Below are 19,005 nucleotides of genomic sequence, written 5' to 3'. Positions count from 1 at the left end.
TTACACACAACTCGTGGCGTGCTGAAAGGAGATGTCAGAAACAAGCCAAGGAGGAAGGCTCATGGAACAAGACCCACTACAGCACGCCGAAGAATGGACCATCCAGACCTTCGGAGCCGCAGAATTGGGAGATCCGCGTCGGACGGATCGTTTGATCAAGATCGCCAACACTCTGGCAGAGGACCCATCGGCTTCCTTGCCTCACGCGTTCGAGACCTGGGGAGAGACGCAAGGGGGATATCGCTTTCTGAGTAACCCGGCATTCGGATATGCGGATCTCATTCTCCCTCACTGGAGCCAAACCTACCACGCGGCGACCCAACTCGTTCGAACGCTGCTGTTGGCTGACACGACTGAGTTTGACTTCACAAGGCATAACGCCCTCAAAGGTCGAGGGCCGGTGGGCAACAGCCGAGACGATATCGGATTCAGCTTGCACACGGTGCTCGCGATGGACCCTCAAACGCAGGCTCTCTTAGGATGCATGATGCTTTCCCCATTCATTCGTGAGCTCGCTCCCCTTGGGGAGACAAAGGCGCAGCGCAAAAAGCGGAAGCGAGAATCGCAGGTATGGGAAAAGAGCATTCAAGAGATCGGGCGGGTTCCCCAGCAGCACCAATGGATCTACGTGAGCGACAGCAATAGCGATGTGTACACGTTTTGGCAGACGTGTGAGGAGCTTGGATATGACTTTGTTTTGCGAGTCGCCCAAGATCGCCGCATCGAGATGTCGCAAGAAGATGAGCAAGCTGAGATGAACGAAGGTCTTCTCAAGTCTCTCGCTCGTCTTCTTTCACCCATCAATGCCCGCCCAGTCACCATTCCTGCTCAACGCGCTCAGCCCAAACGAGAAGCGCTTTTACAGATCACTTGTCAACAGGTCCATGTCCAGCCTCCTCTGCACGGAGCCTGTTTGCACAACACCGATGTCTCCGCCTGGGTGGTGCGCGTCTGGGAATCGCAGCCACCCGAAGGACAGGAGCCGTTGGAGTGGATTTTGTTGACAACGCTGCCGATCACCTGTGTAGACGAAGCCTGGGAAGTGGTGCAATGGTATAGCTGGCGCTGGCTGCTGGAGGACTTCCACAAGGCCCTCAAAACGGGCTGCCGGATGGAACAGCACAATCTGCAAAGCATACAGGCCCAATGGAAATTGCTTGCGCTGCTGACTCCCATAGCCCTGCGCTTGCTCGTCATTCGGCACACGGCGCAGGAAGCGGAGGAAACGCCTGCGACCAACGTGATTTCGCAAGAAGCCACCCAGGTTCTTCTCTTCCTGGATAAACGCCATCGCAGTATCACTACGGCCAAAGAGGTGTGGCACGCCATTGCGCGCCTGGGAGGCTACCTCGACCGTAAGAGCGATGGTCCCCCTGGATGGCAGACCTTATGGAAAGGATGGATGCGGGTCATGGACGTCTTGGATGGCGTTCATCTCGCTGCTCTTCTCCATCCTTCATAATTTGTGTGTAAGTGTCAGTGCTTCAGCACGGGGAGCTCTCAGACGGAGTGGAAACACTCCGTGCTATACTAGAGCGGGAAATGAGGGATGCTTTCCCGAGCGATTGACGAGAAGAAGACCCAACGGAATCTCGTCCATGTCCTCAAAAGGTATTGTACTTGTTTGTAAGGCGCAGAAGAGTAACAGCATGGTCAGGACCTCAGGAGAGTCATATCTGCTTGTGATGCACACCTCTCTTCGCGCCTGCCTGCTCTGTATCCCACACGATGAGGCATACGGATGCGGGAAGAAGAGGCAGGGCCAGGCCCTGTCTCTTCCTTCTTGCCCCTGAGATTGGGTATCTGCTCAAAGAAAGGAGTTCCCCTGCAACAGATGTGGAAAGCTGCTCAGAATGACGATGATGGTTCTTCTTCACCTCAGTATCATCCCGGTGATATGGACGCCTCTTTCGACAACGTGATTCAACTTCAGGCACAATTGCTCGAACGTGCCCATGATGCAGTTCTCATTCGTGACTCTCATGATGTGATTCTTTCCTGGAATCGAGGCGCACAGGAACTCTACGGCTGGAGTGCAGAAGAAGCTGTGGGAAAAACATCTCATACCCTGCTTCAGCCACGCTTTTCGCATTCACTGGAAGCTGTCGAAGCCCTGCTTATCCAGGAAGGCCAATGGGAAGGCACACTGACCCACACGTGTCGTGATGGACGAGAGGTGATTGTGGAAAGCCGTCAGGGGCTGATTCGTCGTCCATCTTCCGGGCGTCTCCTGGCTATTGTAGAGATAAATCGCGATATTACCCAACGTGAGCGGCTTCTTGAAGAGCAGGCCATTGCTCATGCAACCGAGTTGGTGCTGCGTGAAACGGTTCGGCGCATGGATGAGTTTATTGGCATTACCGGCCATGAATTACAAACCCCCATGACCACTATCAAGGGGAATCTTCAGCTTGTGAGCCGACGCCTCGCGCAATTGAGCGAGAATGCCACGCCATATCCTGAACTCCACGCCACAATCAGTTCGATGCAAACGGCCCTTGAGCGAGTGGAGCGACAGGTACGAGTGCAGACTCGGCTGGTGAATGATCTTCTTGATATCTCACGTCTGCAAGCCAATGGCTTAGAACTCCATCTTGCTTCCTGCAACTTGACCACGATTGTACGCGAAGCCGTGGATGACCAATGTACCATTGCCCCAATGCGCACCATCTCCCTACAGATGAGAGAAGAAGAGCTACTGATCCTTGCAGATGCGGATCGCATAGGGCAAGTTGTGACCAATTACCTCTCGAATGCCCTGAAATATTCGAGAGCCAGCCAACCTGTGGTGATCACGGTCACGAAAGAAGGGCATCGAGTGCGCGTAGCTGTCACTGATAGAGGGCAGGGCCTCACTCCGCAACAACAAAAACAGATCTGGGAACGTTTCTATCGTGCCGAAGGAATCACCGTCCAAAGTGGAACAGGCGTCAACCTTGGTCTGGGGTTATATATTTGCGGACAGCTTATTCAACGACAGGGTGGTGAAGTAGGGGTCGAGAGCTCCTCTGAGCATGGTTCCACGTTCTGGTTCACCCTCCCCCTGGTTGAGAGAACGGACTCCTGAGCTGAGGGAACTACGCACCATGAAGGTCGAAGAGATGCCCCAAAAAGGGGACCAACTGTTGACAGCAACCGTGCTGGAATGCTACAATCACGCTATTCTGGCAGAATATCGGTGCATAGGCTTGTTGTACGAGATGCAAGACCTTGCTGCCGAGAGACCATGGAGGCCTTGCCTTGATGCTTCTGAAGAGAGAAGCACCCAAGGAACGCTACCAAACACGCACGCAATGGTCACAATTCATCTCCACGGAGGAAAGCAACACACGTAACGCTGAGAGAGAAACGTGTGTATGAACACAACAACAGATCAGCGGGCGCTAAGCGCCTCCTCTCCTGTCTTTGGTCGGAGTGTTGCTTATTTCCTAACGTTGCAACACTGCTGAGAGGTCTCGCTCGTATCTCTCGTTACCTGTATGCACACAAACGTTCGATATGAAGAACAACATACGCTCATCTCAATCTGCCCAGGTCTCTCTTGGATCTCCCACCTCGCTCTGGGCGCAGGACGACGTTTCCCTCATCAAAGCCAGTCAACACCGTGATCAGGAAGCATTTGCCCTCCTTGTGCGCAAATATCAACGCCCTATTTTTACGCTTGCTTTCTACATCTTGCAGGATGCTGAGGAAGCCAGTATCCTCACGCAGGAAACGTTCCTGGCAGCATGGAAGGCGCTCCCTTTGCTCCCGAGAGATGCTCCCTTTTCTCTCTGGCTCTTGCGCTTGACCTATCAACAGTGTATACAACAGCAAAAACAGCAAACACCAGGACAAGGGTGGCAGTCAAAGTGGCACGCTACCTATCGACAGGAAAGACGGTCCCAGCAGACCACGATCGAGAGAGAGGATCTGTCCATGTTACCAACCATCTCTCGCGTGGTTTTGATCCTACGCTATCTTCAAGCATTGACCTATGAAGAAATAGCCTTGGTTCTCTCCCTCCCAATCCGCACCGTCAAGGCCCACCTGTTTCGGGCGAGAACGTTCCTGAACGAACAAGGGCAGTCCCGTCAGCAACGTTGAGGGTGAATGCGGGACGAGGGCGGTCAATGCAGGGAGCATGACCGTTCTCAGCAGCTCATTGAGGGAGTAGGTGGCAGATGGTATCGCCTCTGCATACGTGACGAGAGCGAGACCATGCAAGACCGCTTACTTGACGGTGCACTGCGCTTGCGCGTTGCGTGAGCACAGCACGACCTGATACCCGGTAGCTATCGGTTTGGGGCGATAATCTGTGGATGTGACGCTGTGAAATGTGGCTAGTGCCAAGAATGGAGCGCCTCCTCTGTCCCATATTCTTTCTCTGCGCATACCTTACGGACGCCGAGAGCGGTAGCCCTCCAGAAAAGCTCTTATGCACACACCGGCACGTTCATGTACAGCGACGACATTCATACGTTGATTAGATTGAAAGAGAGAGATCTGTGCAAAGTCCGCAGCCAGGATGGCGAGGGCCTCATTACTAACAACACGCTGTTGTTGGTTATGCCACTGTCTCATCTGCTGGCCTTGCGCAAATGCCTCTTGCTGAATCTGTTCCATGTTTTCTTGTATCATGCATCCCTTCTCTGTTGAACACGCTTCACAAGGGGGATTGTCCGTTTCCCCTTTCCACCGCAGAGCATTGTACTCCCGCATTCTCCGTTTCGTCAATGTTTCCCACGTAGGGTGCGACAAGTTTTTTGCGTGAGGGAGAATCCAGGCAACAATCCGTTACTACAAGCGGGTCAATGGGCTGAGGGCCTGGCCGATGGTCTTCTGGCATTTGCAGGCAAGGGACAAGAGGCGTAATGTCCCCTGCTAAACGATCTCGTCATGTATGGGTTATGACGAAAAGCGCCGTGTTCGCGTAGCTTCCCGTGCTCATTTTTCATATGGGTAATTAAGGGTTCTGTATAAAATTTTTGCATACATGGATATGGTGTATTGTAATTTTAGTCATCTGATGTCGCCCGAAGTTGCTAGGGACCTAGAAAGGTTGACACGCGACTTGGCGGAGATCTTGGGGATCACGATCTAGGAGCGCATGATGGGAAGGAGGAGTGGTGAAGCCCACACCTATTCCTTCCCTTTCCATACCATGGCCTCCAAAGGTCGTGCCTTTTCTGAAGGCAAACCCTAACCAAACAAGCGATGTTCGAAGCGCTTTCAGAAAAACAAGCGAGCTTTGAGTAATACAAGAGATGAGATATGCACAATGCGCTGATGTTCATAGAACCTCTGCGGTGAGTGTCACAGACTCATCTCATCTCGCAGAAAATGACATTTTGATTGTGGTACGTTTTTTGAGACTGTTCAAGAATTCTTCCTCTCCACAAGCCTCTGGTCTCTCTCCATACCAGAAAAGCACATCTTTTTCTCGCAACTCGTTGCAGACGCTCTGACGATAGCTCAGAGCCTGGGTGAACCATTGGTCTCCCATTTAGGTAGTCCCTCCACTTCTAGACTCTGGACAAGATGAACCTTTTCTCCTTCTGTCCGGTAGTAGAGAGAGAAGAGCAAAGATTGTTGCCTTCACCATTTTTTTATAGGATATGGGATTTGCGATGTTCACCGATGAAGATTTGTTCCGTGCCTGGCAGCACGGTGATGCACGAGCACTGGAGATGCTTGTCCAGCGGTATCATGCTCCTTTACTCGCACATCTCTATCGTGTCCTGACGGATATGCACTTGGCGGAAGATCTGGTTCAGGAGACATTCATCAGGCTGATCCGCGATGCGAAGAGCTACTGCTATCCGCGTCCCTTTCGCCCCTGGCTCTATACCATTGCTCATCATTTGGCTTGCAACTATCATACCAGCGCCTATGCTCGCCGTGTCGAACTACGCGCTGAGATGCCTGTCATGCAGGCCCGCGAACCAGATCCAGCGGAATGGTTTGAGCGCTGGGAGCGACACGATACCCTGCACAAAGCACTCACGCATTTGAGCATTGAACAACGCGAGGTGCTCAGTTTGCGCTTTGGGCAGGAGTTAAGCATCCTGGAAACTGCGGCCATTCTCTCGATTCCCCCTGGTACCGTCAAAAGCCGGACGTTCACTGCCCTCCGCCTGCTGCGTGCTCATCTGGAGGAAAGCATCAGCCACACGGAGAGCACACAAGGAGGACAACACCATGGATAGCCATTCGTTCGACCAGACTCCCATACAGGGCGATGAACTCTCCCCCGATCTGCAAGCTGTTGCCAGGAGCTATAGAGCTCAACCGGTTCCACATCCGTCCTCAGCCGAGACTGCGCAATTACTTCACACGCTTCTGACGGAGGCTGCTTTTCAGACCCAAGAAATGCGCGATGAGAGCAACGATTATCCCTGGCATATGCTTGTGCTGGCTCGCTGGCGCGTGTATTTGCTTGGTCGATGGTTCTGGATGATTGGTGCCGTGTTTCTCCTGGCTGGCATCCTCCTGGCCCGGTTTCTCACGGTCTCTGATCTCATTACCCTTCTGATTCTCCTGCTCCCTCTGGCGTCCGTGCTTGGTCTCGCCTATGGGTTACGCACATTGTCGGCTGGATTACGGGCCGTTGAGGCAAGCTACCCGGCCAATTTTGTGCAAACAGGCATGGGTATGGGTATGGCTCTTCTGGCATTCGATAGCCTGCTTGGCCTGGCTGCAACGCTTGGCTTTGCTCTGGCAAGCTGGGCACCGTTCTGGAATTTATTGCTGGCCTGGCTGACCCCACTGCTGTTGCTCACTGCCATCTCGCTCCCTCTCGCGCTCCTGCGCAGTGTGCGTCTGGCTGCGCTGATCGGGGGTGTGCCCTGGCTGCTTCTGGGCGTACTTGCTCTGACTGAGCAAGATGGGTCAGGTGTGACGAATGTGCTCTTCTCTCTCCCGCAGGATACGTTCTCGTTCTCGTGCCACCTGGTAACGATTTTACTCAGTCTCCTGCTTCTGACCGTACTCTTTCTCAGTGCCCCAAAATGGCAGCGCTTCTGCGCTTTTTAGAACTATGAAAAATAGTGGAAGGATTGTGTATGTATAACTTCTGGACTATCATGAAACTTGAATTCAGGCTGACCTGGCTCAATTGGGTCACTTGGCTCATGGTATTGGTCATGCTCATCATTGGAGCCTTATGCGCCTCCAGTAACCGGAGCGAACCTTGGTCAACCTGGGCGCACCTGGGGATCACCGGTTTCTTCATGTCGCTCATCCTGGCTTTTGGCACTGGAAATCAGATCCACCGTGATTCTGTGCAACGCCTGGACGGGATCATCCTGAGCACGCCTGTTGCCACTCCTGGTTACGTCTGTGGCAAATACCTGGCTGGATTGATGAGCCTGCCCCTCCTCGCTGGTTCTGGGCTGCTTTCCGCGCTCATGGTAGATCAACTCCCTACTGGTACGCACGCTTTCCTGATCTTCTCACCCCTCTTCTATGCGCCACTGGGGGCACAACCCTATCTCATTGGCTGGGTCTGGCTGGTGCTGACCCCAATCACTTTTGGTGCGACCTTCGTGTTGGCCTGTATGACACTCACACGCGGTCAGCGTGTCATTGCCTCTCTCGCCATCCTCCCCATCTGGATTTTGCCTCTGTTTCTCGTCAGTTCCATTCCCCAACTGCTTGATATTACCGCCGCCGTTTTCTTCCCTGCGTATTCTCTCGCCCCAGCGGGCATTCGCGTGCCCCCAAGCACTCCCATCGATGCGTTTCTGCGTCAACATCTGGTCTTGTGAAAGAATAGTCCACCGCCAGACGATCTTGTTCAGCAAGTGATGCATCTTTCTCTGGCTGCGATACCGCTTTGCTCAGAGACAGGCTCAAGTGATGAAGAAGTCGCTCCCCTGGCCTGCCCCCCAGAGCAAAAGCGATCTGAAGGAGCAAGCTTTTCTGCCGTAGCCATCGTCGTGCATAAGCTGGAGCATCAGGGTGAAGCCGCTCGACAAAGATCTTACGAGAACATGATGTATTTAGACATTTGTATCGTTTGAACCTGAATGTACCAGCGAACAGGAAGCCCAGAACAAGGGCGATCTGCAAGGGTGCGGACAGAGTGAGAGTGGATTCTCTCAGAAGAATGCTGGCAACGTGGGCAGAGAGCCCCTTTGCTGGTGGTTGTCGCATGCACAACAATGGCCTCATCTCTTCCTTCCATCTCAAGGACCTGTAGATGTTCAGGATCGGGTGAGCGCAATGCACTGGTCATGAGTTGGTTCCTTCCATTTCCTTTCAACTTATGACCGAAGTAAGCTGATCGCCAGTTAAGAACACATCAAAATTGAGTCAGGGCTCAAAAACGCACGCTAAGGAACTTACCTCTTCCACTAGCCCTGTGGCGAACCTAGTTGGCCCTGCGTTAAGATAGCCGCCTTGATAAGGGACAATTCAATGCCCCAAAACGCAGGCGCAGGACGCCGCGCACGCATGCGCGACGTCCTGCGAACTGTCTTGCTCAGTCTTGCCTCGTCCGCCAGTCAGTCCTTGGGGTAGAAGCCCATCCCCAGGTACATTGCCGGCAGCAGGAACGTCTCGTTGAACAGAGGCTCCGTCAGAGTGAACACATCCGTTCGGGTCGCCGGCACCTCCACGTACGAGCCCACCACGAACGTGACGCCCCGGATGGGGTCAGGCAGGTTCTGTGCGTCTTCGACCACGAGCGCGTTGGTGCGGGAGACGATGGCCGTGCCGTCGGGCCTCCAGAGGGCGAGCGGCCCCCAGATGGTGGAGAGGTATGTCGACCTGCCGACCTTCACTCCCCGGAACATCCGGTGTCCGACCCTGACGTTGATCTCGCTGGTCGGATGGTTCTTCACCAGGAACACGTTCTCGTCCTGGCTCAGAACAAGACCACCACTCTCGGCGTCGATGTTCACCATCTTGCCGTTGTACACGAGCTGCTGGCGGTCATTGATGACCATCGTCACCGACGTGCCGTCGATGAGCTTGAACGTTACCCGTTTCACGCTCACGTGATCAACCCTTCCGGGTTGGGGAAGGACACACTACGCATCCTTCCAGCGAATGGGACCTTGCTGAGCAATCGGTTGGCCTCTCTCCTTCCACGCTTGCCACGAAGAGCAGACGTTGGAAGGCGGTTCATCTGATGAGACGAGTGGCCCACTCATCTCGCGGCTCCTCCTGCTCCTCCGCGATGCCTCAACGTTCAAGGACGCGGAACAGCCTACGGGGACGAACCCTAGAACCCGGTCACCATGCCCACTCGCAAACAAGCAAGCTGACACTTTCTCGATTGGTGACGAACCGATCACATTCATTCTAGTATAACGCTTGACAACGTTAGAAGCAAACCAGTTCCTTCCATAAATAGGGTGATCACTGCTGGGCCAAGCCTCACACTCACCGTTCTCCGAAACTGACCCAAACGTGGACAGGCCACATTTCGTGTTCGGTTCCTGCTTCAATGCAGAGAGCAAGCCTTTCGCTCGTCTTACCCCTGCTCCACAGGCGTCACTTCCCGCAGAACGTGCGGTACGCTGTTTTCATCAGGCCAACGCCACCAAATTTCTGGCGGCGTTAGCGTCTCGATCTAGGACACTTCCACACTCCAGGCAGGCAAAGACCCGATCAGAGAGCGTCAGCGCCTCATTGATCCAGCCACAACACGAACAGGTTTTTGAAGAGGGTTCCCAACGGGAAGCCAGCAGCACCTTGATCCCTGCCTGTTCTGCTTTGTAGAGGATCTGCCGCTTGAACTCGTACATCCCCACATCGGCGATGGCTCGGGCCAACTTGCGGTTCTTGAGCATACCTGCAATATGCAAATCCTCGAGGACGATCACACGCGGCCGCTCTTGATCGGGCGCGGGTTCTCGCCACGATCTCAGCGGTCGCTTGGTGCAAGGCGTTTTGGCGAACATGGGCGATACGAGCGTGCATCCGGGCAAGTCGCATGCGCGCTTTCTGGCGATTGGCACTCCCTTTGGGCTTGCGACTGTGACGTCGCGAGGCTCGCTTGAGGGCGGGAATCTTCTTGCGCAATGCCTTGGGATTCTCGAAGGTCCGTCCATCAGAAAGCGTTGCCAGCATTTTTACCCCCAGGTCAACGCCAATGGCTTCGCCTGTGGCTGGTCGTGGGCCTTCTTCTTCCTCTCCCAGAAGTGGTAAACCATCTACATGGGACGCATGGTGCACACAGATCGACACAGACCATCTGCCAGTTTTCTCGCTGATGGTTGCGCTAGTGATCTTGACAGTGGTGGGCAAATAGCCATGCTCTTTGAGCCGAAGGACTCCCAGGCGAGGGACCTGGATAGCATCATGAAAGACCCGAATGGTGCCTGTGAAGCGGCATCCTCCAATGGCTTTCTTCTGGCTTTTGTAGCGGGGATAGCCACACGTGCCTTTCCATGTGCCCTCTTTCTTGAGCCGGCACTTGCGAAAAAAGTGCTTGAAGGCCTGATCCAGATCGCGTAGCGCCTCCTGGAAGGCGCATTTGCTGACCTCATACGCCCAAGGAATCTCACTGTGCTTCAAAGCATTGATCTCGCGATGCAGATCAATGGCGCTTGGGGTGGGCTGACCTGCTTTGTAGCAGGCTTGCTTACGTCGCAAACCATAGTTGTACGCCCAACGAGCGGCTCCGGCATGTTTGCGGCAAAGCGTCTGTTGGGTGTTGTTGAGGTCAAGTTCGACCCGATACCCACGTGCCATCTGTTTTCCGCCTCCTCTGTATCCAAAGTAGAACAAATAGACCAGAAAACCACAGCTTTGGCAAGGGGAGGAAGAGATGTCATTATTTGCCTCCATCTGTCTCAAGAAATGAAAACTAATTCTGTCCCTTTTTAGAGGATGGGAGGGACTTGACCGAGAATGTGCATTCTCCGACAAGCGTTCTCCGACAAGCTGGGAAGATAAACCAGCTTCTCCACCATCCTGCTGTGTCAACTGAAGGAACCACTCAAAGGCGCTTCGCTGTCTCTGGAGCTTGTGCCGTTTCCTGATATCCTGTCAGTTCTCCCCGATGGACCTTTGTGGAGACAACCTGGCTGCCGAGCTTACCAGCGTGTAATGGTAAATGAGCTGATCAGCTACGGCTCCTTTGCACGGAGACGATCAGATGCAGCTCCTGTCACGCTTGCAGGCTCTTCGCGAAAAAGATTATGCTTGGATCAGCAGCAGTCTACCTGGCCGAGGTATGCATCCTGGTTTGAGACAAATCAATCAGATAAACTCATCAATAGTCGACTGTTTTTTTCTCAGCCTGGAGAGCGATGGAGCATTGTTAGAAAGAGTTTTGAGGGGCATAATTTGTTTTCAAGAATAGGGACAAAAAAGGGCAAACATGGACAGACCTTCCCTTGAAACAGCAGCGACTTTGTGGTATATTTGTTCTACATTCATCGCAGAGGAAGAAGAGCAGAAGATGGTACGTGGCTACCGAGGAGAACTTGATCTCAATAACGCGCAAAAGACACTCTGTCGCAAACATGCCGGGGCCGCTCGCTGGGCGTACAACTATGGTTTGCGACGTAAGCAAGCCTGCTACAAAGCAGGTCAGCCCACCCCAAGCGCCATTGATCTGCATCGCGAGATCAATGCTTTGAAGCACAGTGAGATTCCTTGGGCGTATGAGGTCAGCAAATGCGCCTTCCAGGAGGCGCTACGCGATCTGGATCAGGCCTTCAAGCACTTTTTTCGCAAGTGCCGGCTCAAGAAAGAGGGCACATGGAAAGGCACGTGTGGCTATCCCCGCTACAAAAGCCAGAAGAAAGCCATCGGTGGTGCTCGCTTCACCGGGAGCATTCGGGTGTCTCCTGATGCCATCCAGTTGCCCCGTTTGGGGCTCTTACGACTCAAAGAGCATGGCTATTTCCCTTTGAACAGCAAGATCAGCAGTGCCACCATCAGTGAGCACGCAGGCAGATGGTATGTCTCGATCTGTGTGCACGAGGAAGCGAAAGACTCCCAGCCAGCCACAGGCGACGTGATTGGGGTGGACCTGGGGATCAAGCGGCTGGCGACCCTCTCTGATGGGCGCACCTTCGAGAACCCCAAGGCGCTGCGCAAGAAGATCACGGCACTCAAGCGAGCCTCACGACGCCATAGCCGCAAAGCCAAAGGATCACGCAATCGCCAGAAAGCCAAGCTGCGTCTCTCGCGGATGCATGCCCGGATCGCGAACGTACGTAACAATGCCTTGCACCAAGCGACCGCTCAGATTGTGGCGAGAACCAAACCTGATCAAGAGCGGCCGCGTGTGATTGTCCTAGAGGATTTGAACATTGCAGGCATGCTCAAGAACCGCCGGTTGGCTCGAGCCATTGCGGATGTGGGCATGTACGAGTTCAAGCGGCAAATCCTGTACAAAGCCGAACAGGCAGGGGTACAGGTGCTGCTGGCCTCGCGCTGGGAACCCTCCTCAAAAACCTGTTCGTATTGTGGCTGGGTCAATGAGGCGCTCACCCTTTCAGATCGGGTCTTTGTCTGTCTGGAGTGTGGAAACGTCCAGGATCGAGATGCCAATGCCGCCAACAATCTCGCAGCATTGGCACAATAAACATGGCGTACCGCAAGTTCTGCGGGAAGTGACGCCTGTGAAGCAGGGGTAAGACGAGCGAAAGGCTCGCTCTCTGCACTGAAGCAGGAACCGAATGCTGGGTATGGCCTGTCCATATTTGGGTCAATTTCGGAGAACGGAAAAGATGTACCATATGATACCGCGCAAACCGAAACAGGGTGAAAAGCCCATTCCTCATGCTCGTCCTTTGAGGGGAGCACACAAGCGGTTCAACTGGGGGGAAGCCATGTGGGAGTCTTTCCCGGAGGGTCTCATTGCGTGTGATCGCAACCAGAGCATTGTCCGGATCAATGCCGCTGCTTGCACGCTCTTTGAAGTGAGTTCCGAGACCCACTGCCAGGGAAGAGACTTTCAGCAATTTCTCACTTCCTACATCCGCACTGATGAGCAGCCATCATTCGTTTCGAGAGAGCAATGGCTGACGAACTTCGCCCGAGCTTCCGAAACAGGAGCCTCTTCGCCAGCACAGGCGCTACTGCTACATCTGCCTTCGGGGCGCAATGTCTCTGTCACGGTTTGTTCCTTTCCCGTGGGTGCTCACGGGCGCGACGCGGAAGGAACCATCTCGGTCATCCAGTGTTGGCCTGAGATCTCCCATCTCCAACGGGTCCAGGAGGCCATGGTGGACCTGCTCACCGCGATTGCGCATATTCCGGAGCAGAAGGATCATGTTTTGCCGGAAGAAACCTTCCTCCTCTCCCCGCCAGTGCTCTTCGTGGCCCAGCAGGTGGTGGATGTCATCCGGTCTGTCCTGGATTGTCTCCGGGTGAAAATGCTCGCGTTCGGTCGTCGCACGGGCCGTCTGTATTTTGTCGCAGGCAGTGGCTTGACCGTTGAAGAAGAACAGTACCAGCGAGACATCGGGGGATTCTTCCATCCCTTAGAATTGCTTGGCGACGCGGCATGCGCTCGCCTGGGCGCCAACCAGGAGGTGGTGCTGGCGAAGGATGAGCTGCACACCATTGAACGTCTCGGGAAACACCTGCCTGTTCCGGCGCATCTTCACCCCGCGTTTCCTGGCTCCGAGACCTTCCTGTTCATTCCTCTGTTTCTGGAGCAGCAGTGGGTTGGGTATCTGGTTGTCGTCAAAGCGAGTTCGGAGAGAGTGTACACGCCAGAGGAGATCGCGCTGGCGAAAACCGTCACCGCGCAGACCATGCTGCTCATTGAGGGCATCCACTGTTTCTCCGCACAGGAAGAACAACAGAAGAAAGCGCTTGCCCAGCGCGAAGTGCGTCGCCTGGCTGGCGACTTTCTGACCCTGGCCGCCCATGAACTGCGCACCCCACTGACAGGGATCATGGGCAATCTGCAAGTAGCACAGCGCCGATTGGAGACTTTAAAAAAGCAACTCCCTCCTCTTTCTACTCAGATCCGCGAACCCTTTGCCCATGTTCAACAACCCTTAGCCTCAGCGTCACAGAGTGCCCAGCTTCAGCAGCGAATGATCAATGACGTGATCGATGATGCGCGTATCCAAACCAATACGCTCACCCTCTCTTTGCGCCCTGAGGATCTCGTCACCCTGCTCAGAGAGGTGGTGGCTAGGCAGCAACACGCTGCGCCAGAGCACCCTATCGTGCTGGATGTTCCGCCTTTGGAACAAGGCGTGCCCATCCTCGCCGATACCGGGCGGATCACGTACGTGCTCACCACCTACTTGACAAATGCATGCACCGCTTCTCCTCCAGGGCGGCCTGTCGAGGTGCATGTACGGGTGGAGGAAGCGCTCGCCCGTGTCTCCGTCCACAACGAGGGAGCAGGCATTGCGAGAGAGGATCTCGATCATCTGTGGGACCGCTTCTATCGCACCAAAGGCAGTGCTGTCCAACATAGACTGGATCTGAGCTGGGGATTGCCTCTGTATTTGTGCCGGGTGTTCATGGAACGGCAGGAGGGGAGCGTTGGGGTCCAGAGTGCTCCTGGCCAGGGAGCCACGTTCTGGTTGACTGTGCCCATCACACCACCTTGAGGAACGTCGGATGCTGGGAAACACTCTTGCGTGAGGAGTGAAATGAGGTATCTTGGCAGAGAGGGCTATAGTTAGTTTTACATTATTGAGACAGGCTCCTTCACAAGACACAAAAAGGCTGAGAATATGGGAAAACAAAAGAATAGCGATCGTGCTGAGATTTTCGCAAAACTACAACATGACTCAGCGGCTTTCTTTGAGCATGTCGATGACCAGGTGGATTGGACCGTGATGGGAACACATCCGCTTGCCGGGCGATATCGCACAAAGAAAGATTTTCTCGCGCATACATTTGATCGTCTTGATAGGATTATGCGTGATGGAGTCAAGTTAACCGTTCAGCATTTGTACAATGCAGATGATACAACCATCGTGGAATTCGTGTCGACATCCACGACCCTGGACGGGAAGCCTTTTCACAATACGTACTGCTGGGTCTGCCGTTTTGCCCATGATCGGATTGTTGAAGTGCGCGCCTATGTTGATTCTGCGTTGGTGCAGACCGCCATTGATCAGAATGAATCCCATTAGGAGGAAGGTCCAGGATACGTGTAACACAACCTTGCCTTCCACACCAGCGATCTCCATCTCGCTCCTCGCTACAACCTTGTTGACCAGATATCTCTTCTCTGCTCCAATGAATGTGGGAAAACGTCTGCAAGCATCGCCTTCCTCCATCTTTTGTTGTTGCTGCTTCCTCCGTAGGTGCCTCAAGACCAGCTGGTCTTTTTGGTCTTACCCCGCGTCCACAGCCAAGTTTGCGTCTTCGTCCGAGCCAGTACCGGAGACGGCTTGATCAACGAGCCCGATCAAGCGAAGGGCTTCTTGCAAGACATTGTGTCCAGCATTGTGATCGCGATCCTGGGGAACATGAACATACGAGCAGGAGGGATTCTGACACACAAAGAGGCGATCCTTGAGGCTCATCTCATCCCAGGTCCATCCACAGCCGTGGCAGGTCTTACTGGAAGGAAAGAAACGATCGACCTTGATTACCTGTCCACCTCGTTGGGTGGCTTTGGCTTCCAGCAGACGCACCAGCGTGCCTAGCGAAGCGTCGGAGAACGCGCGCGCTAGACGTCGGTTTTTGAGCAATCCCTTGAGGTGCAGGTTCTCCACCCCGATGATTCCATAACTCTCCGTCAGCCTGGTCGTGAGCTTCTGAAGGACATCCTGGCGCAAGCAGACGATCTGGTCGTGCAGGCGTGCCACCTTTCTGCGCGCTTTGTCCCGATTCGCGCGATCCCATCTTCCGACGATGCAGGCGTTTGTTGGCTTGGCGCAGCTTCCCCAGCGCGGTTGTGAGAAAGGCTTGGTTCTCGACGTGCTCTCCCGTACTCAAGGTTGCCAGGCGGTTGAGTCCAACATCGATGCCCACCGCTGCCGCTTTCTCCATCGGGATCGTGTCCGGAAGTTCGACCTGGATGGAAACAAACCACCACTCGGCGGTTCTGGTGATGCGTACCCCGAGGACTTTTCCCTGAAAGCGCAGATTCTCGGCCATATTGACCCAGCCGAGCTTGGGCACCCAGAGGCGATGATCTCTGATCTTGCATTGGTCGTTGGCAAGATAGAAGCTCGGCTTGCTGCGTTTCTTGCTCTTGAACTTCGGGCGGTGAGCCTTCCCCTCGAAGAACGCCGTAAAGGCTTTGCCCACATCAAGAAAGGGCTGGTCAGAGGCGTTCTTGGTCACATCCCAGGTCCAGGGGAAGGATGCTCGTCGGATCGCGTTGAATTGCTTCTTGAGCTTGAGGGCAGTTGGTTGCTCCTGGGCTTCGTACTGCCGATTCCACTCAGCCAGCGCCCAATTCCACACGAAGCGAGCCACCCTGCGGCGCGTGCAAGGGCGTTGGCCTGTTCTGAGGTGGGATGCAGTCTGATCTTATGGGCGCGAATCATGCGGTTCTGCTCTTTCTCCTGCCTGTTGGTTTCATTATTGTAGAGCAAATGTTCTCATCTGTCAAGCAGCCCGAAAGCGTGGCGCCTTGCACATGATTGATCCCTTTTTCCTACTTTTTCGGTAACAGTTGCATTCTCCTTTTAGAAGAAGGAGACTGGTATGGCCTCGCGTTGGTCGATTTCCCATCTCACCTCGAGCACGCCTGGAAGACGGCATGACTCATCCCGAATTTTGAGGGATAAAGAAAAAAGGACGAGGGTCAGAGGCTTGCCAGAGAGCGCTGATGGCCCAGCGAAGTCGATAAAGCGGTACCGCCACCTGGCGGTACCGCTTCCCTGTGCGATGACACCAGTGGCGCAGGAGCCATTGGCGTAAGTCGAAGAGGAAAGGATGCATTAAGGAGAGCAAGAAGACATACGCTAAGGTCACCATTAAAAGCAATTTGTGCCGATTTTCCCCCTTCCAGACACGGGGGCTCTCCATTCCCAACTCACATTTGTTGTAACGAAAAGTCAATTCAATTTGCCAACGGCGTGCATATGCAAACACCAACTGCCAGCCCTGCTCAAAGGTGACAACAGGCTCATTGGTGACCAAATACCAGGGCTCGCGTCCATTGCCTGGGCGTGCAACAACGAGCCACAATGGACAGGCATATCCAGGATGTCGCATTGGCACAATATTGAGGCCGTAAGGGCGCAATGCTTGTGCTCGCGTATCCCAGATCAGGCGATGGTGCTGGGCTCGCTTGCCTCGAATGAGTTGCCAGATCTTGCATTCTTGCCCAGCGCCATCACGAACCACATGCCCTTTCTTCCAGCGGATCAGAAAACGCACTTCTGCTTCCTGTAAGGCTGCTAACCACGTCCGACTGGCATAGCCTCGATCAAAGACATGCAATACCCGCTCTCCCCAGGCTCCTGCAAGCCATTCGAGTAAGCTCGTTTCTACCTCGTGTTGTGTGGTGGCTTGCGCACCTCGCCGACTCCACCATTGCATACTCACCACCGTTGGCAAGGTCCTGATTCCCGCAAGCAAGACCCCTGTCCACTCCAGCCCTCGAACGACGATGGGAGGACCGCTCATTTGGTTATAGACTCCTGGCCTTACACGACGTAAACGACGTGCTTTACTCGAACGAACCGGGCTCAGTCCCTCAATGGACTGGCTTTCAGCCTTTTCGAGCACACTCCCATCCCAGATGCAGAGCGCTCGCTCGTGTTGTTGTTCTAACGCATCTAGTTGAGTATCTGCTCGTCGCCAGAGAAAAGACTCGATAAGGTGAGCATCCCACTTCTTGGATCGTAACAGGTTGCTGAGCCGTTTCGTTCCTGCGGGAGCATGAGCCGGTGAGGTCAGAAATGCGCCTAATTCACTGAGTAAGAGTCCTTGTCGTTGATTGCGGAAGGTGAGAATGATCGCAATGGTTGAAAGAAAGGTTCGAACCAGCCGAAGATCGATCTGCTGATCTAAAACGGCCAGTAAGGGAGCAAGCAAGGCCTTCAATCGGAGAGCTACCGCCTCTGATGCGATGGCAATCTCTTGAGAGGCTACCGCTTTTGTGTCATACTGCTTTAACAAAGGAACCTCCGAGATAGTTTGCGTTTGTGGTTAAACACAGTCTATCTCAGGAGGTTCCTTTTTGCCTCATCTCCCTCAAAATTCGGGATGAGTCATGCTTCGATGTGCTCAGAGTTCACTCACGGTCGGACGAGTTGCCCTTGGCTTCCAAGGAGCCGACGGACGAGGAACGGTTTCGCAGCCGTTCCTCGTAGCGGACTGAATGCCGCTCCGGATTGCAGGAATGGAGCGAACAAGTCCCCCCGTCCCTGACGCTGGGCATTGCCCAGCAGTTCAGGTGGAATGATCTGCAAGATACCGTCTCGAAGAGGCGGTATCTTGCCTGGTTGCAAATCGCCTCCCCTGGGACAACGAAAGAGATCCCCCTCCTCACGCAGGAACAGGAGAGGCGGCATCCAATTGATGTATGTCTTGCCGCCCAGCGCAACAGCAGTGAGCTGTTGGCGACCCATCTTGTACTCGCGGATTCGGCGAGCAGGGGTGATGGCACCCTTGAAGTCGCCGAAAGTGAGGTTGACTTCTTGTTCTTTCTCGGTGATCAGAACCTGATGGTTGTTCAATGAGAGTTGCCCGTTGGGGGCAACGTCGAACCGCTTCGTTTCCCCATTGAGAAATTTCACTTGCACTGCCATGGCCGATTTACCCTTTCGGGTCGAGCAAGAGCACCAAGCTCTTGCGGTGAATGTGACCTTGCTTGCAGTTGAGCACATCGGTTGGCCTAACCTGCCTGCAGTGTATGCTCAGAAAGAGCGAGCGAGCAGAGGTTCATCATTGTGACTGAACTGGCCAATTCAGTCCTGATTCGACCGTTATCCTCCGCGAAATCTCAGCGATCAAGACAGGCGGGAGAACCAGCGGGTATGAACCAGAACCCGGCCACCTTGCGAACGCAACTTGCATCACGCCCACATGAATGGATCAGTGGTGGCAACCGATAGCTCTGCTAGATACTATAATGCAAGATCTTATAGAGATGCAAAGTATGAGCGGTATTGTCAACTT

The 19,005-nt window shown here is 54.1% G+C and carries 14 protein-coding genes and 2 pseudogenes; 9 read left to right on the top strand and 7 right to left on the bottom strand.

Going from position 1 to position 19,005, the window contains the following annotated elements; genetic code table 11:
- Positions 1-61: 61 nt before the first annotated feature.
- The 3 genes from K3T82_RS34640 to K3T82_RS34630 all read left to right on the top strand — a co-directional run bounded on the left by K3T82_RS34640 (position 62) and on the right by K3T82_RS34630 (position 4,086).
- Positions 62-1,462: an IS4 family transposase gene (locus tag K3T82_RS34640; RefSeq protein WP_220198061.1), complete on the top strand. Its 1,401-nt coding sequence runs from the start codon at positions 62-64 to the stop codon at positions 1,460-1,462.
- Positions 1,463-1,834: 372 nt separating this feature from the next.
- Positions 1,835-3,067 carry a PAS domain-containing sensor histidine kinase gene (locus tag K3T82_RS34635; protein WP_220198060.1) on the top strand — a complete coding sequence of 411 codons (1,233 nt, stop codon included), beginning with the start codon at positions 1,835-1,837 and terminating at the stop codon, positions 3,065-3,067.
- 431 nt (positions 3,068-3,498) lie between these two features.
- Positions 3,499-4,086, top strand: a complete 588-nt coding sequence (locus K3T82_RS34630; protein ID WP_220198059.1) for an RNA polymerase sigma factor — start codon at positions 3,499-3,501, stop codon at positions 4,084-4,086.
- A 291-nt stretch (positions 4,087-4,377) separates the two neighbouring features.
- On the opposite strand, the gene K3T82_RS34625 is transcribed toward K3T82_RS34630, so the two are convergent.
- Positions 4,378-4,620: a hypothetical protein gene (locus tag K3T82_RS34625; protein WP_220198058.1), complete on the bottom strand. Its 243-nt coding sequence runs from the start codon at positions 4,618-4,620 to the stop codon at positions 4,378-4,380.
- Positions 4,621-5,609: 989 nt separating this feature from the next.
- On the opposite strand from K3T82_RS34625, the gene K3T82_RS34620 reads away from it, so the two are divergent.
- From K3T82_RS34620 to K3T82_RS34610, 3 genes are read left to right on the top strand one after another with little or no spacing between them, the layout of a single operon-like run.
- Positions 5,610-6,188 carry an RNA polymerase sigma factor gene (locus tag K3T82_RS34620; RefSeq protein WP_220198057.1) on the top strand — a complete coding sequence of 193 codons (579 nt, stop codon included), beginning with the start codon at positions 5,610-5,612 and terminating at the stop codon, positions 6,186-6,188.
- Positions 6,181-7,014 (top strand): hypothetical protein, encoded by an 834-nt coding sequence (locus K3T82_RS34615; protein WP_220198056.1) that lies wholly within the window; start codon positions 6,181-6,183, stop codon positions 7,012-7,014. The genes K3T82_RS34620 and K3T82_RS34615 overlap by 8 nt, the downstream gene beginning before the upstream one ends.
- Before the next feature lie 29 nt (positions 7,015-7,043).
- Positions 7,044-7,748: a hypothetical protein gene (locus K3T82_RS34610; protein ID WP_220198055.1), complete on the top strand. Its 705-nt coding sequence runs from the start codon at positions 7,044-7,046 to the stop codon at positions 7,746-7,748.
- Positions 7,749-8,486: 738 nt separating this feature from the next.
- Here K3T82_RS34610 and K3T82_RS34605 read toward each other — a convergent pair.
- The 3 genes and pseudogenes from K3T82_RS34605 to K3T82_RS34600 all read right to left on the bottom strand — a co-directional run.
- Positions 8,487-8,981, bottom strand: a complete 495-nt coding sequence (locus tag K3T82_RS34605) for a ubiquitin family protein (RefSeq protein WP_220198054.1) — start codon at positions 8,979-8,981, stop codon at positions 8,487-8,489.
- A 534-nt stretch (positions 8,982-9,515) separates the two neighbouring features.
- Complete coding sequence (locus K3T82_RS50355) at positions 9,516-9,779, bottom strand: RNA-guided endonuclease InsQ/TnpB family protein (protein WP_420799370.1); 264 nt, start codon at positions 9,777-9,779, stop codon at positions 9,516-9,518.
- 73 nt (positions 9,780-9,852) lie between these two features.
- A pseudogene (locus K3T82_RS34600) lies at positions 9,853-10,683 on the bottom strand (RNA-guided endonuclease InsQ/TnpB family protein); the annotation flags it as partial.
- A gap of 631 nt (positions 10,684-11,314) precedes the next feature.
- Between K3T82_RS34600 and K3T82_RS34595 the strand changes: the two are divergent.
- The 3 genes from K3T82_RS34595 (at position 11,315) to K3T82_RS34585 (ending at position 15,053) form a co-directional block, all read left to right on the top strand.
- Positions 11,315-12,529, top strand: a complete 1,215-nt coding sequence (locus K3T82_RS34595) for an RNA-guided endonuclease InsQ/TnpB family protein (protein WP_220198052.1) — start codon at positions 11,315-11,317, stop codon at positions 12,527-12,529.
- 154 nt (positions 12,530-12,683) lie between these two features.
- Entirely contained in the window at positions 12,684-14,522 is a 1,839-nt protein-coding gene (locus K3T82_RS34590) for an ATP-binding protein (RefSeq protein WP_236031750.1), read from the top strand.
- 126 nt (positions 14,523-14,648) lie between these two features.
- Complete coding sequence (locus K3T82_RS34585) at positions 14,649-15,053, top strand: nuclear transport factor 2 family protein (RefSeq protein ID WP_220198050.1); 405 nt, start codon at positions 14,649-14,651, stop codon at positions 15,051-15,053.
- Between the two features lie 204 nt (positions 15,054-15,257).
- Here the strand turns inward: K3T82_RS34585 and K3T82_RS34580 are convergent.
- The 3 genes and pseudogenes from K3T82_RS34580 to K3T82_RS34570 all read right to left on the bottom strand — a co-directional run bounded on the left by K3T82_RS34580 (position 15,258) and on the right by K3T82_RS34570 (position 18,635).
- Positions 15,258-16,421, bottom strand: a pseudogene (locus tag K3T82_RS34580) (RNA-guided endonuclease InsQ/TnpB family protein).
- A 220-nt stretch (positions 16,422-16,641) separates the two neighbouring features.
- The gene (locus K3T82_RS34575; RefSeq protein WP_220198049.1) at positions 16,642-18,003 is read right to left on the bottom strand and encodes a transposase; all 1,362 of its coding nucleotides are present in this window, start codon (positions 18,001-18,003) and stop codon (positions 16,642-16,644) included.
- A 119-nt stretch (positions 18,004-18,122) separates the two neighbouring features.
- The gene (locus K3T82_RS34570) at positions 18,123-18,635 is read right to left on the bottom strand and encodes a hypothetical protein (protein WP_220198048.1); all 513 of its coding nucleotides are present in this window, start codon (positions 18,633-18,635) and stop codon (positions 18,123-18,125) included.
- Between the last annotated feature and the right edge of the window lie 370 nt (positions 18,636-19,005).

The sequence above is a fragment of the Ktedonospora formicarum genome, assembly GCF_016587355.1.
GTDB classification, from domain to species: Bacteria; Chloroflexota; Ktedonobacteria; order Ktedonobacterales; family Ktedonobacteraceae; genus Ktedonobacter; species Ktedonobacter formicarum.
The sequence above is the reverse complement of the archived record's forward strand: the minus strand, read 5'-3'. Positions and strand labels throughout refer to the sequence as shown.

Coding starts and splice junctions, on each gene's coding strand:
- K3T82_RS34630 (WP_220198059.1), top strand. CDS start 3,499: ATGAAGAACAACATACGCTCATCTCAATCTGCCCAGGTCTCTCTTGGA.
- K3T82_RS34620 (WP_220198057.1), top strand. CDS start 5,610: ATGTTCACCGATGAAGATTTGTTCCGTGCCTGGCAGCACGGTGATGCA.
- K3T82_RS34585 (WP_220198050.1), top strand. CDS start 14,649: ATGGGAAAACAAAAGAATAGCGATCGTGCTGAGATTTTCGCAAAACTA.
- K3T82_RS34625 (WP_220198058.1), bottom strand. CDS start 4,620: ATGATACAAGAAAACATGGAACAGATTCAGCAAGAGGCATTTGCGCAA.
- K3T82_RS50355 (WP_420799370.1), bottom strand. CDS start 9,779: ATGCTCAAGAACCGCAAGTTGGCCCGAGCCATCGCCGATGTGGGGATG.
- K3T82_RS34640 (WP_220198061.1), top strand. CDS start 62: ATGGAACAAGACCCACTACAGCACGCCGAAGAATGGACCATCCAGACC.
- K3T82_RS34595 (WP_220198052.1), top strand. CDS start 11,315: ATGGACAGACCTTCCCTTGAAACAGCAGCGACTTTGTGGTATATTTGT.
- K3T82_RS34635 (WP_220198060.1), top strand. CDS start 1,835: ATGTGGAAAGCTGCTCAGAATGACGATGATGGTTCTTCTTCACCTCAG.
- K3T82_RS34610 (WP_220198055.1), top strand. CDS start 7,044: ATGTATAACTTCTGGACTATCATGAAACTTGAATTCAGGCTGACCTGG.
- K3T82_RS34590 (WP_236031750.1), top strand. CDS start 12,684: ATGATACCGCGCAAACCGAAACAGGGTGAAAAGCCCATTCCTCATGCT.
- K3T82_RS34615 (WP_220198056.1), top strand. CDS start 6,181: ATGGATAGCCATTCGTTCGACCAGACTCCCATACAGGGCGATGAACTC.
- K3T82_RS34570 (WP_220198048.1), bottom strand. CDS start 18,635: ATGGCAGTGCAAGTGAAATTTCTCAATGGGGAAACGAAGCGGTTCGAC.